The following is a 13,937-nucleotide window of genomic DNA, read 5'->3' as shown; positions in this document are numbered from 1 at the left end:
ACGCCCGCGACAAGGAAGAGGACCATGGCCGAGTCCGAGAAGCCGGACACCAGGATGGTCGAGGCGTTGCGCGCCTCGCTGAAGGAGATCGAGCGGCTGCGGGAACGCAACCGCGCGCTGACGGCGGCTGCCCGGGAACCGGTCGCGATCGTCGGCATGGCATGCCGCTACCCCGGCGGCGTCCGGTCCCCCGAGGACCTGTGGCGCCTGGTCGCGGACGGCGCGGAGGGCATCACCCCCTTCCCGGACGACCGCGGCTGGGACCCGGACCTGTACGACCCGACACCGGGCGCGCCGGGCCGCTCTTACACCCGTGAGGGCGGATTCCTGCACGACGCGGGCGACTTCGACGCCGCGTTCTTCGGCATCAGCCCGAACGAGGCCCTCGTCATGGACCCGCAGCAGCGACTGCTGCTCGAAGGCTCCTGGGAGGCGCTGGAGAACGCCGGCATCGACCCCGCGACGCTGCGCGGCAGCCGTACCGGTGTCTTCGCGGGCGTCATGTACCACGACTACTTCGGCAGCTTCGGCTCCGGCAGCATCGTCTCCGGCCGGGTCGCCTACACCCTCGGCCTGGAGGGGCCGACGCTCAGTGTCGACACCGCCTGCTCCTCGTCGCTCGTCACGCTGCACCTGGCCGCCCAGGCACTCCGGCAGGGCGAGTGCACCCTGGCGCTGGCCGGGGGAGTGACGGTGATGGCCTCGCCAGGCACCTACGTCGAGTTCAGCCGTCAGGGCGCCCTCTCCCCGGACGGGCGCTGCCGCTCCTTCGCCGACGACGCGGCCGGTACCGGGTTCTCCGAAGGACTGGGCGTCCTCGTCCTGGAGCGGTCGGGGTTCCGCCGTCAACCAGGACGGTGCGTCCAACGGGCTGACGGCGCCGAACGGTCCCTCGCAGCAGCGGGTGATCCGGCAGGCACTCGCGGCGGCCCGTCTGTCCGCCGCGGACGTGGACGCGGTGGACGCGCACGGTACCGGTACGACGCTGGGTGACCCGATCGAGGCGCAGGCCTTGCTGGCCACGTACGGCCAGGAGCGTGAAGTGCCTTTGTGGCTGGGGTCGGTGAAGTCCAACATCGGGCACACCCAGGCCGCTGCCGGTGTCGCGGGCGTCATCAAGATGGTGATGGCGATGCGCGAGGGCGTGCTGCCGAAGACTCTCCATGCGGACGTGCCGTCCACGAAGGTCGACTGGAACTCGGGCCACGTGAGTCTGCTGACGGAGCACCGGCCCTGGCCCCGGGCGGACCGTCCGCGGCGTGCCGGTATCTCCTCCTTCGGGATCAGCGGCACCAACGCCCACACCATCATCGAGGAGGCGTCCGCGGAGGACGTTCCCCCGGCGGACACCGAGCCGGACGCCCCGGCCGTCGTATGGCCGCTGTCCGCCCGTTCCGCACAGGCCCTGCCCGCACAGGCCGAGCGGCTGCACGCCTTTGTGGCGGACCGGCCCGAGCTGCACCCGGCGGCTGTCGCCCGGGCCCTCGGCACCCGGCGCACCGCGTTCGACCACCGCGCCGCCGTCACCGGCACCGACCGGGACCAGCTCCTGGCCGCTCTGCACGCCCTCGCCACCGGCGCCCCCGCTCCCACGGCCGTCACCGGCAGGGCCCGGTCCGGGACCCGTACGGCGTTCCTGTTCACCGGCCAGGGCGCCCAGCGCCTCGGTATGGGCCTCGAACTGCGCGCCCACCACCGGGTGTTCGCCGAGGCCTTCGACGCGATCGACGCCCGCCTCGGCCTGGACCTGGCCGGGCTGCTGGCAGGCGAGGACGCCGCCGCCGTCCACCGCACGCAGTACGCGCAGACGGCACTGTTCGCCTTCGAGGTGGCCCTGTTCCGGCTGCTGGAGTCCTTCGGCGTGCGGCCCGACCTCCTCGCCGGGCACTCCGTCGGGGAACTCGCCGCCGCCCATGTGGCGGGCGTGCTCGACCTGGACGACGCCTGCACCCTGGTCGCCGCCCGCGGCCGGCTCATGCAGGCGCTCCCGGAAGGCGGCGCGATGGTCGCCGTACAGGCCAGCGAGGACGAGGTGCGGCCGCTGCTGGACGAGCGCGTCGGGCTCGCCGCGGTCAACGGCCCCTCGTCCGTGGTCCTTTCGGGGCAGGAGAAGGCGGTGCTCGCCGCCGCCGAGGGCTTCACCAAGACCAAGCGGCTCGCCGTCTCGCACGCCTTCCACTCGCCCCTGATGGACGGCATGCTCGACGCATTCCGGTCCGTGGCCGAGAAGTTGACCTTCCGCGAGCCGCGCGTCCCGCTCGTGTCGACCCTCACCGGCCGCGCCGCCACCGCGGAGCAACTGTGCGACCCCGGCTACTGGGTGCGGCACGTGCGGGAGACGGTCCGGTTCGCCGACGCGGTCGGCGCCCTCACCGCAGCGGGCGCCGGCCGTTTCGTGGAGGTCGGTCCCGATGCCGTCCTGACCGGCCTCGCCCGCGAGTGCGCGGAATCCGACGGCGCCGTCTTCGTCGCCCTCGGCCGGCGCCACGGCAGCGAGCCCGCGGCACTCATGTCCGGCCTCGCCCGCCTCCACACCGACGGCCTCGTCCCCGACTGGTCGGCGCTCTTCCCCGGTACGGCCCGCGCCGAACTGCCCACCTACGCGTTCCGGCGCGACCGGTACTGGCTCGACGCGGACGTGGCCCTCACCGCCGGTGCCCTCGCCGAGCCGGTGCTGCCCGCCGCGACCGCCGCACCCGTGGACGCCGAACCGCTGCGGCAGCGGCTGGCCGACGCCCCGCCGGCCGAGCAGGAGGCGCTGCTGACCGACGTGGTGCGGGCCCAGACCGCGGCGATCCTCGGCCACACGGGACCGGAGGCCGTCGAGCCCGACGCCCTCTTCCTGGAGATCGGCATGGACTCCGTCTCCGCGGCCGAACTCCGCAACGCCCTCGGCAGCGTTCTGGGCAGCACCCTGCCCGCCGGTGCCGTCTTCGACCACCGCACCCCGGCCGCCCTCGCCGTCGCCCTGCGCGGACACCTGGCCGGCGGCGGTCCGGCTCCGGCCGGCGGCGCCGCGGACCTCGAGTCGGTCAGCGGGCTGGTGCGGCGCGCGGCGGCCGACGGGCGGATGGCACAGGCCATCGAACTGCTGCGCACCGTCGCCGAGATCCTCCCCGGCTTCTCGTCGCCGTCCGAACTCGGTGGTGTCTCCGACCCGGTGCGGCTGGCCACCGGCGACGCCCTGCCGCGGCTCGTCTGTCTGCCCTCGCCGATGGCACTCGGCGGCGCCCACCAGTACGCCCGTTTCGCCCGGCACTTCCAGGGCCGCCGGGACGTCCTGGTGCCCGCGATGCCCGGCTTCGCCCCCGGCGAGGCACTGCCCCGCTCCGTCGACGCGGTCGTGGAGGTGGTCGTCGAGGGGATCCGCCGGGCCTGCCCGGACGAGCGGCCGTACGTCCTCGTCGGATACTCCTCCGGCGGCCAGTTCGCCCACGCGGCGGCCGAGATCATGGAGAAGGCCGGACAACCGGCCTCCGGCGTGGTGCTGCTGGACACGTATCTGCCCGGGGACGACGGCAAGGACGACCTGTGGCGGCAGATGTTCGACGGCATGCTGGACCGCGAGTCGGCACTCGGCGGCTTCGGCACCGCACGCCTCGCCGCCATGAGCCGCTACAGCGACCTGATCCAGCACTGCATGCCGGGCGCCCTGGCCGCGCCGGTGCTGTTCGTGCGGCCCGAGGAGTCCTTCGCGACCGGCATCGGCACCGTCGCCGACGACTGGCGGGCCACCTGGCCCACGGAGCACGCATCGGTCGACGTACCCGGCACGCACTTCACGATCCTGGAGGACTTCGCCGCGGCCACCGCCGAGGCGGTCCAGGCGTGGTCGGCGGGGCGGACGGCCGGCTGAGGACGGGCCGCCCGTAACGGGCCCGGCGCGGGCCCGGCATGCCGCGGGGCGCGGCGGCCGAATGGCCGGCCGCGCGCCGCGGCTTCTTCACTCGGCGGCCTCGCGGAAATGCGACAACCATGCATGGATATCGCAACGGATACTGTCCGGATCGACTCCTAATTGAAAGGCGATTTCGTCCGCGGCCGATTCCGGCTGCCAATCGCTCTGCTGGAGCGCCAGCCACATCGTCGTGCCGCGCGGACCGCACCGGTGCCGCTTCCCGGTACGCCGGGAGAACAGCTCCAGATATCCGTCGGGCCGGACCTGGGCGGTCAGCTCGGGGTCAGGCCTCGTGGCCATGGGACTTCCCATCTTTCGGGGGATTTTGCCGACGGCTCCGAAGGTACCCGTAGATGCGCCAGTCGACACGGGTGCTAACCGAACTGTTTGAGGGGAAGTCAAGTATTCGGACAGGGTGGGGTCAGTTATCCAGGCACGGGAACTTTTCTCGCCCTTGACAAACGGAACACACCCTCCGCCGACTACCCGCCGAGAAACCTGGCGTGGCGAGGTAGAGAAACCTCTACCTCGAACCGGCTGGAGAATGCCAATGTGCCGCAGCCGCAGTGTTCCTAATCTGGTCCGCAGACACCGCGTGAGAAGCGCGATATCTCATAGGGGAGCCCGCAGTGCACACTTCACAGGACCTTCGCATGGCGGAGGCGGTACGGCTCGACGCCGTGTCGAAGACCTATGGCCGAGGAGACAGCCAGGTGGCTGCGCTCCGCGGGCTCACCATGAGCTTCGCCGACGGCACCTTCACCGCCGTGATGGGCCCGTCCGGATCCGGCAAGAGCACCTTCCTGCACTGCGCCGCGGGACTGGTCCAGCCCAGCTCCGGCACGGTCACCGTCGGCGGCACCGATCTCGCCGGCCTGGACGACACCCAGCTGACCAAGCTGCGCCGCAACCGGATCGGCTTCATCTTCCAGTCCTTCAACCTGCTGCCCGCGCTGACGGTCATGCAGAACATCACGCTGCCGCTGCAACTGGCCGGACAGCGGCCCGACAAGAGCCTGATCCGCACTGTGGTACAGCGCGTGGGCCTGGGCGAGCGGCTCGGCCACCTGCCGTCCGAGCTGTCCGGCGGCCAGCAGCAGCGCGTCGCCATCGCCCGCGCCCTGGTGACGCGTCCCGCGGTGGTCTTCGCCGACGAACCCACCGGTGCCCTCGACACCCGCACCGCCGCGTCCGTGCTCGCCCTGCTGCGCGAGTCCGTCGACACCGCCCGCCAGACGCTGGTCATGGTCACCCACGACCCGGTCGCCGCCTCCTACGCCGACCGCGTGGTCTTCCTCGCCGACGGCGCCTTCGCCGGCGAACTGCACCGGCCCACCGCCGACGCCGTCGCCGCCCGCATGACCAGGCTCGGCGCCTGGGAGGACGACAGCCAGCGCCAGAGCACGCCGCAGGCCTCCGGGGGGCGTTACTGATGTGGCGCCTGGCACTGCGTACCCTGAAGTTCCGCAGGACGAGCTTCGTCGCGACCTTCCTCGCCATGTTCCTCGGCGCCGCGATCGTCATCGGCTGCGGCGGCCTGATGGAGACCGGCGTCCGCATGGCGGCCGACCCGCAGCGCCTCGGCGGCGCCTCGGTCGTCGTCACCGGTGAACAGAGCTACGACTCCGCCGCCCTGACCGAGCGTCACCGCATCGACCCCGATCTGGTCGCCGCGGTGGCCAAGGCCGACGGCGTGCGCACGGCCGTCGGCGACGTGTCGGTCCCGGCCACCGTCCTCAAGGACGGCAAGCCGCTGACCGGCAAGTCCGACTCGTACGGTCACGGCTGGGCGAGCGCCCGGCTCACCCCCTATACCCTCGCCGCCGGTGGATCCCCCGCCGCCGGCGGCGAGGTCGTCCTCGACTCGGGGCTGGCGCAGCACGCCGGCGTCCGTCCCGGGTCCACGGTCGACATCGTCGTACAGGGCCACACCCGAAGGTTCCGGGTCAGCGGCATCGCCGAGCAGCGCGGCGACCACAACCCGCACGCCGCCGTGTTCTTCACGGACGACGAGGCGCGCACGCTCGCCGGCGGCCGGATCGACTCGATCGGCGTCGTGCCCGCACCCGGCACGAGCGTCGGCGCCGTCGCGGACGCGGTGCGCACGGCCGTCGGCGACCGCGCCGAGGTGCTCACCGGCGAGCACCGGGGCCTGGCCGAACTGCCCGGGACCCTCGCGAGCAAGCGCACGGTCGTCATCCTCGCGGCGGTCTTCGGCTCCTCGGTCGTGCTGATCGTCATGTTCGGCGTCGCCTCCACCCTCGGCCTCTCCCTGCAGCAGCGCGTCCGCGAGATGGCCCTGCTGCGTGCCGTCGGCTCCACCTCGAAGCAGTTGCGCCGCATGATCCTCACCGAGACGGCCGTGCTGTCGGTGGGCTCCGTGCTGCTCGCCCTGCTGCCCGGATGGGCCATCGGCAGGCTGCTGTTCGGAGTGCTGACCTCCAGCGGCGTGGTGTCGTCGGAGATCGTCTACCACGCCGGCTGGGTCCCGATGGCCGTCGGGGCGGTCGTCACCGTCCTCGCCGCGGCCGGTGCCACCCGGTTCGCCGGACGGAAGGCCGCCCGGACCGAACCGGTCGCCGCCCTGGCCGAAGCCACCGCCGGCACCCGCTGGTTCAGCGTGCCGCGCCTGCTGCTCGCGTTGTTCTTCCTCGCCAACGGCATCGGCCTGGCGATCGCCACCGCCACGGTGATGCAGGACGGCCCGACCCTGGCCAGCACCGCCGGACCGGCCTCCGTGCTGTTCTGCATCGGCCTGGCCCTGCTCGCCCCCGGCATCACCAGGGCCATGGTGGCGCTGCTGCGGCTGCCGGTGCGCGCCCTGTCCGGACTCTCCGGCCAGCTCGCCCTGCGCAACGCCGCCACCGCCAACGTCCGCATGGCTGGCGCCGTCGCACCGATCGTCCTGCTCATCGGCATCGCCACCGGCACCCTGTACATGCAGTCCACCGAGGACCACGTCTCGCGGACCTCCTACGACAAGAACATCCTCGCGCAGTACGTCCTCGACTCCTCGACCGGCGGGTTCGCCCCCGGCGTCGTCGACCGGGTACGTGCCACGCCCGGGGTGGCCGCGGCCTCCGAACTCGTCGTCAGCCGCGGCTTCGTGGACGCCTCCGGCGGCCCGGCCGACGTCGACCTGCGCGGAGTCTCCGCCGAGGGCGTGCGGCAGAGCCTCGACCTGCCCGTCGTCGCCGGCTCCCTCACGGATCTGCGCGCAGACACCGTGGCCCTGTCGGACAAGAAGGCCGGCGAGTACGGCGTGAAGGTCGGCGACCGGCTGCCGATGCACCTCGGCGACGGTACCGCCGTACGTCCCACCGTCGTCGCCCTCTACGCCGACAACCCCAAGCAGGAGTACCTGACGCTGCCCGCCGAGACCGTCGCCCCGCACACCGGTGACGGGCTGGCGCACCAGATCCTGGTCCGCACCACGCCCGGCAGCGGCACCGAGGTCCACGACCGCCTCGCCGCCCTGGCCGCCGCCGTGCCCGGCACCGAACTGGACGTCAGCTCCTCACTGGCCGGCCGGAACAACCAGATCCAGCAGATCCTGGTGTCCGCGAACTACACCATCGTCGCGATGATCGTGGGGTACGCCGCGATCACCGTCGTCAACACCCTGGTGGCGGTCACCCGCAAACGGCGCGCGGAGTTCGGCCTCCAGCGGCTCACCGGCGCGACCCGCGCCCAGGTGATCGGCATGCTGAGCGTCGAGGGACTGCTGATCGGCGTCATCGCCACCGTCCTCGGCACCATCGCCTCCGCGACGACCATCGTCCCGTACAGCCTCAAGAAGAGCGACTCGTACCTGCCCTCCGGATCCATCGGCATCTACCTGGCCATCGTCGGCGGGTCGCTGCTGCTGGTGTTCGGCGCCACGCTGCTGCCCTCCTGGCGTGGCATGCGCACCCCCGCCGTGGACACGGTGAAGGCCGCGTGAGCCACCCCCTGACCGGGCCGTCCCCGCTCCCCCCGGGCGGGGGCGGCCCCTCCCTTTCCGGTTCCGGCGCCACGGGATGGGAGCATGAGGACATGAAGACTGTGCCGGTCACGTGGCGCGGCCGACTCGGCCGCGCCACGATCGACACCCTGGTCGGCGTGGCGATCGCCACCGGGGCCCTGCTGTCGATCGTCCTGTTCGTCACCACCGCCTACTTCATCGTCATCGCCGTGATCGGCATCGGCTTTCTCGCGCTGCCCTACTGCACCAGGGCGGTGCGCTGGCTGGCCGACCTCAACCGGCGCGCGGCCACGCGCTCCGGCGTCCCGGTGGAGCGGCCCTACCGCCCCGAACCGGAGGAGATCGAGAAGGACATCGTCGGCTGGATGCGCCGCTGCAAGTGGATCCTCACCGACCCCGCGACCTGGCGGGACCTGCTGTGGCTGCTGCTCAACTGCGTCGTCGGCCTGGTCGGTTTCGTACCGGCCGGACTTCTGTACTACGCGGGGGAGGGCCTGTTCCTGGCCTGCGGCCTGTGGCAGCCCATCGCGGACGGCGGGCAGGGCCGCTGGTACGCCTCCGTGACGGTCGACAGCTGGCCGGCCGCGTTCGCCGCGGGACTGCTGGCACTCGTCGTCCTCACCGGCTGGGTGTTCCTCGGCCCGCCGGTGCTCAAGGGGTACGGCTACTTCGTCCGCTTCCTGCTCGGCCCGACCCGGCAGTCCGAGCTGGCCTCCCGGGTGCAGCACCTGTCGGAGACCCGCTCCGGCGCCCTCGACATCCAGGCCGCCGAACTGCGCCGCATCGAACGCGACCTGCACGACGGGGCACAGGCCCGCCTGGTCAGCCTGGGCCTCCAACTCGGCGCCGTCGACCGGAAGATGACCCAGGACCCCGAGGAGGCACGCAAGCTGCTGCGGCAGGCGCGCACCTCGTCCGTGCAGGCCCTGAGCGAACTGCGCGACCTGGTCCGCGGCATCCACCCGCCGGTCCTCGCGGAACGGGGCCTGGCCGACGCCCTGCGCGCCCTGGGCCTGGCCAGCCCGCTGGACGTCACCGTGGTGGCGGACCTGTCCGGCAGGCTGCCCGACCCGGTCGAGTCCGCCGTCTACTTCGCGGTGTCGGAGCTGCTCACCAACGCCCTCAAACACGCCGACGCCCAGCACGTGGAAGTCCTCGCCTGGTGCGACGACGACGTCCTGCACACCCGTGTCACCGACGACGGCCGCGGCGGCGCCGACGTGTCGGCCGGGAGCGGTCTGGAGGGCATCCGGAGGCGGCTGGCATCCTTTGACGGGATCCTGGAGATCGACAGCCCCCCGGGCGGTCCGACCGTGATGAATCTGGAGCTACCGTGCGCGTTGTCCTCGCCGAAGACCTCTTCCTCCTGAGGCAGGGGATCATCCAACTGCTGGAGGCGTACGGATTCGAGGTGGTCGCCGCCGTCGACAACGGCACGGACCTCGCCGCCGCGATGGCCGAGCACCGGCCCGACATCGCCGTCGTCGACGTACGGCTGCCGCCCACCTTCACCACCGAGGGTCTCCAGGCCGCCCTGCGCGCCCGCCGCGAGCAGCCCGGTCTGCCCATCCTCGTCCTGTCCCAGCACGTCGAGCAGATGTACGCGCGTGAACTGCTGGCCGACGGCACCGGCGGCATCGGTTATCTGCTCAAGGACAGCGTGCTGGACGACGAGCAGTTCATCGACGCCGTACGACGGGTCGCGGCCGGCGGTACGGCCATGGACCCCGCGGTGGTCGCCCAGCTGATGACCAGCCACTCCCGGGACGAGCCGCTGGCCGCGCTCACCGGGCGCGAGCGCGAGGTGCTGGAGCTGATGGCCGAGGGCTGCTCGAACACGGCGATCGCCCAGCGGCTCACCGTCACCGAGGGCGCGGCCGCCAAGCACATCTCCAACATCTTCACCAAGCTGATGCTGCCTCCGTCCAGCGACAGCAACCGCCGGGTGCTCGCGGTGCTGGCCTACCTCAACGCCTGAGCCGTACCCACCTGTTGGGGCCGGTAGGGGTGGTTCAGCACGGCCTCGGGCGTGAGACTGCCGGTGCACGCGCCGCGCCCCGCGCGGCGGTCACCGCCAGGAAGGACACGCCCGCCCCATGGCCACGCTCGCCGAGCAGGAGCACGACCGTCTCTGGATCCGCCGCTACCACCCCCGTCCGGACGCGGCGGCCAGGCTGGTGTGCCTGCCCCACGCGGGCGGCTCGGCGACCTTCTACCACCCGGTCTCGGCGAGCATGCCGGCATCGGTGGAGGTGCTCGCCGTCCAGTACCCCGGGCGCCAGGACCGGCGCAACGAGCCGTGCGCCGCGAGCATCCAGGAACTGGCCGACCACGTCACCTCGGTCCTGCTGCCGTGGACGGACCGTCCGCTGCTCCTCTTCGGCCACAGCATGGGCGCGACGCTCGGCTTCGAGGTCGCCCGCCGGCTGGAACGCGACCACGGCGTGGTCCCGCACGGGCTGTTCGCCTCTGCCCGCCGGGCCCCCTCGTGCCCGCGCGACGAGAACGTCCATCTGCGCGACGACGACGGACTGATCGAGGAGATGCGGCAGTTGAGCGGAACGGACTCGGCGATCCTCGACGACGAGGAACTGATCCGCATGGCCCTGCCCGCGATCCGCGCCGACTACCGGGCCGCCGAGACCTATGTCTACGAGCCGGGCCCGAACCTGCGCTGCCCGATCGTCGGCCTGGTCGGCGACGACGACCCCAAGGTCACCGTGGACGAGGCACGCGCCTGGTCGCGCCACACCGACACGTCCTTCGAGTTCCATGTGTTCAAGGGCGGCCACTTCTATCTGACGACCCATGCGAAGGCAGTCCTGGACCTCCTGGCGGAGCAGGCGGTGCGGCCGTGACCTCCGTTCTCGTCACCGGTTGCAGCAGCGGTATCGGCCTGGAGGCGGCGCTTGCCTTCGCCCGGCGGGGCGACCGGGTGCACGCCTGTGTCCGCGACCCCGCGAGCGCGGAGGAACTGCTCGGGCGCGCCCGCGCCGAGAACCTCACGCTCGACGTCCCCCGGCTCGACGTCACCGACGACGCCTCGGTCACCGCCGCCGTGACCGGGGTGCTGGACCGGCACGGACCCGTCGACGTCCTGGTCAACAACGCCGGCATCGACCGCACCGGCCCCGCCGAGACCATGCCGCTCGACCAGGCGCGTCTGCTGATGGAGACCAACTTCTGGGGCCCGCTGCGGATGTCCCGCGCCGTGCTGCCCCACATGCGCGCGCGGGGCCGCGGCGTCATCGTCAACGTCTCGTCCCTCGCGGGCCGGACGTTCGCCGTGCCGCACGGCGGTTTCTACGCGGCGAGCAAGGCCGCCCTGGGCGCGCTCAGCGAGGCCCTGTACGCGGAGGTCCAGTCCTTCGGTATCCGCGTGGTGTGCCTGGAGCCGGGCAGCTTCGCCTCCGCCATCCAGCGCAAGTCCGCCGCCGGCACTGCCGGTCAGCCGTCCGGGACCGGCCCGTACACCGCCGACCACGCCTGGCTGACCCGGTTCCTCGCCCGTGTGGCGGAGGGCGCCGCCGACTGCGCCGAGGCCGCCCAGGCGGTCGTCGCCGCCGTCGACGACCCCGGCACTCCGCTGCACACGACGGTCGGCGAGGACGCGGAAGCGGCACTGCGGTTCCTGACGGTCTCCTACGAGCAGTGGCTGCCCAGCTTCGTCGAACAGGCCCAGTCCCTCGTCGGCCCCCGCCCCGTCCCGCCGCGAGCTGCCTGACCAACTCCCCATCCATCAACGCCGGTTCGCGCCCCCTCAGGCGGCGTTCGAACCGGCGAGGGCCGCCTCCCACGGGGTGCGGGCCGCTACGAGCGCGCGCCATGCGCGCAGGGCCGCGGGTTTCAGTCCCGTGGCGAGGACGCCGGTGATGCGGTCGCCGGTGCGGTAGGCGACGAGGAGCCGTCGCCGGGTGGGATCGCCGTCGAGGACGAGCGCCTCGTCGTGGCCGCGCAGGTGGCCGTGGGCCTGGAGCCTGGTGCCGTACTGGTGGGACCAGAAGTACGGCACCGGGGCGAACGGGCGCCGCTCGCCGGTGCGGACGAGGTCACCGGCGACGGCCAGGGCCTGTTCGGCGGCGTTGGTGCGATGTTCGACACGCATCGCCGTGCCGAACAGCGGGTTGTACCAGCAGGCCACGTCGCCGACCCCGTACACGCCGGGAGCGGCGGCGCAGTACTCGTCGCACACCAGGCCGTCCCGCACGCTGAGGCCGCTGTCCGCGAGCCACTCGGTGTTCGGCGCGCAGCCGATGGCCACCAGCACGTCGTCGGCCGGTACGACACTCGTTCCGGCGGAGTCGGCCAGCCGGACTCCGGTCACCCCGCCCTCGGCGCTCAGCACTCCGGTGACCGCGGCACCCGTGCGCACCTCGACCCCGTGGTCCTGGTGGAGGCGGGTCACGAACCGGCCGGCCTCCTCCCCGACGGCCGCCGCCAGAGGCACCGCAGCCGACTCCACCAGCGTCACCTCGACGCCGAGACCACGGGCCGCGGCGGCGACCTCCGTGCCGAGGAACCCGGCGCCGACGACCACCAGCCGCCGCCCGGGGCGCAGCCGCTCCCGCAGTGTCAGCGCGTCCTCGAGCCTGCGCAGTGTGTGCACCCCGGCGACGCCGCCGGTGCCGGGCAGACGCCGGGCACGGGCGCCGGTCGCGACGACCAGGGTGTCGTACGAGAGCCTGGCACCATCGGCCAGAGTGACCTTGCGGGCCAGCGGGTCCAGCGCGGTCGCCGCCACGCCGAGGCGCAACTCCAGGTCCAGAGCGGCCAGATCGGGACCCGAGCGCAGGGCGAGCCGGTCCGGCCCCCACTGCCCGCACAGCAGCTGCTTGGACAGCGGTGGACGGTCGTAGGGCGGTTCGGTCTCGTCGCCGACGAGCGTGATCGCGCCCTTGTGCCCGGCCCGGCGCAGTGCCTCGGCGGCGGTCAGACCACCTGCCGACGCCCCGACGATCACGATCCGGTTCACGACTCGGCCTCCGTCTCGGCCTTCATCAGGGTTCCTCCCCGTAGGTGGCCCATGTCTCGCGCAGCGCGTCGCAGACCTCGCCGACCGTCGCACCGGCGGCGAGAGCCTCTTTCATGGGATACAGGACGTTGTCCTGCCCCGACGCCGCCTTGCGCAGGGCGCTGATGTGGACGTCCACCCGCTCCTGGTCGCGCCAGGCGCGGAGTTTGGCGAGACGCTCGGCCTGCCGGGCCGCGACACCGTGATCGGCCACCACGACCCGGTCGCCGAGGTCCGTACCGCGGTGCCGGGCCGTGCGGGACGCGGGGGCGCCCTCGATCTCCCGCTGCTGGAAGCCGAGTTCGAGGGCGGCGAGCGCACCGCCGAGATCCTCGACCCCGCGCATCAGGTCCAGCGCGGCCGGCTCGACGTCGTCGCTCACCAGCGCCTCACGCAGCCGCGCGATCTCCTCCAGGAGCGGTGCCAGGTCGTCCGCGTCCAGGCCCGCCGCCACCGCCGTACGGACGTACTCGATGCCGTTGGCGAGGGTGAACGCGATCTCCTGTGCCGGGGTGGCGCCCGCCTCGGCCAAGAGGCGGCCGGAGATCGGCACCGGCCTCCACCGGGGGAGTTCGGCCTTGCAGTAGACGAGGAGGTCGGCAGTCAGCCGGAGCGAGGGCCTGGGTGGGAAGACGCACGTGCCGCGCGCGATCCACTCGCCGAGCACGTCGTTGTGGACCGTGCCGGTGAGCCGGCCGGCCGGGATGCCGCGCTCCTCCGCCACCAGCTGGTACAGCAGCAGGAGGAGCGCGGCCGGGGCGTTGATCGTCATCGACGTGGCGACCCTGTCCAGCGGGATGCCGTGCAGCAGTACCCGCATGTCGTCGATGGAGTCGACGGCCACACCGGCCCGGCCGACCTCACCGCGGGCGAGCGGCGCGTCGGAGTCGCGGCCCAGCCGGGTGGGCAGGTCGAAGGCGAGGGAGAGGCCGACGGCGCCCTGGGCGACCAGCCGGCGGTAGCGGGCGTTGGACTCCTTCGCCGTGCCGAAGCAGGCGGACCGGAGTGGTGGCCCCAGGCGGCGGCCGGTGTACGTCGCGGGGGAGCGAAGCCTCTCCGGCACG

9 protein-coding genes and 1 pseudogene are annotated in these 13,937 nt (G+C 72.8%); 7 read left to right on the top strand and 3 right to left on the bottom strand.

Annotation, left to right across the window (positions count from 1 at the left end):
- The first annotated feature begins 24 nt into the window (after positions 1–24).
- Positions 25–3,856, top strand: a pseudogene (locus tag ADK64_RS09035) (type I polyketide synthase).
- 87 nt (positions 3,857–3,943) lie between these two features.
- On the opposite strand, the gene ADK64_RS09030 reads toward ADK64_RS09035, so the two are convergent.
- The gene (locus ADK64_RS09030) at positions 3,944–4,198 is read right to left on the bottom strand and encodes a hypothetical protein (protein ID WP_053656863.1); all 255 of its coding nucleotides are present in this window, start codon (positions 4,196–4,198) and stop codon (positions 3,944–3,946) included.
- Positions 4,199–4,527: 329 nt separating this feature from the next.
- Here ADK64_RS09030 and ADK64_RS09025 point away from each other — a divergent pair, with 329 nt between their 5' ends.
- From ADK64_RS09025 to ADK64_RS09000, 6 genes are all read left to right on the top strand, one after another.
- Complete coding sequence (locus ADK64_RS09025) at positions 4,528–5,331, top strand: ABC transporter ATP-binding protein (protein ID WP_053656861.1); 804 nt, start codon at positions 4,528–4,530, stop codon at positions 5,329–5,331.
- Positions 5,331–7,841, top strand: a complete 2,511-nt coding sequence (locus ADK64_RS09020; protein ID WP_053656859.1) for an FtsX-like permease family protein — start codon at positions 5,331–5,333, stop codon at positions 7,839–7,841. The genes ADK64_RS09025 and ADK64_RS09020 overlap by 1 nt, the downstream gene beginning before the upstream one ends.
- Before the next feature lie 92 nt (positions 7,842–7,933).
- Positions 7,934–9,232 carry a sensor histidine kinase gene (locus ADK64_RS09015; protein WP_199829542.1) on the top strand — a complete coding sequence of 433 codons (1,299 nt, stop codon included), beginning with the start codon at positions 7,934–7,936 and terminating at the stop codon, positions 9,230–9,232.
- Positions 9,196–9,840 carry a response regulator gene (locus ADK64_RS09010; RefSeq protein ID WP_053656857.1) on the top strand — a complete coding sequence of 215 codons (645 nt, stop codon included), beginning with the start codon at positions 9,196–9,198 and terminating at the stop codon, positions 9,838–9,840. The genes ADK64_RS09015 and ADK64_RS09010 overlap by 37 nt, the downstream gene beginning before the upstream one ends.
- Positions 9,841–9,958: 118 nt before the next feature.
- Complete coding sequence (locus ADK64_RS09005) at positions 9,959–10,720, top strand: thioesterase II family protein (protein WP_053656854.1); 762 nt, start codon at positions 9,959–9,961, stop codon at positions 10,718–10,720.
- Positions 10,717–11,586, top strand: coding sequence for an SDR family oxidoreductase (locus ADK64_RS09000; RefSeq protein ID WP_053656852.1), 870 nt, complete (start codon positions 10,717–10,719; stop codon positions 11,584–11,586). The genes ADK64_RS09005 and ADK64_RS09000 overlap by 4 nt, the downstream gene beginning before the upstream one ends.
- 36 nt (positions 11,587–11,622) lie before the next feature.
- Here ADK64_RS09000 and ADK64_RS08995 read toward each other — a convergent pair whose 3' ends face one another.
- The gene (locus tag ADK64_RS08995; RefSeq protein WP_199829541.1) at positions 11,623–12,834 is read right to left on the bottom strand and encodes an NAD(P)/FAD-dependent oxidoreductase; all 1,212 of its coding nucleotides are present in this window, start codon (positions 12,832–12,834) and stop codon (positions 11,623–11,625) included.
- A gap of 25 nt (positions 12,835–12,859) precedes the next feature.
- Positions 12,860–13,936, bottom strand: a complete 1,077-nt coding sequence (locus ADK64_RS08990; protein WP_053656850.1) for a methylmalonyl-CoA mutase family protein — start codon at positions 13,934–13,936, stop codon at positions 12,860–12,862.
- Position 13,937: the final 1 nt, after the last annotated feature.

This window comes from Streptomyces sp. MMG1121 (assembly GCF_001280015.1).
In the GTDB taxonomy this organism is placed as follows: domain Bacteria; phylum Actinomycetota; class Actinomycetes; order Streptomycetales; family Streptomycetaceae; genus Streptomyces.
This window is presented reverse-complemented; position numbering and strand designations above follow the sequence as displayed.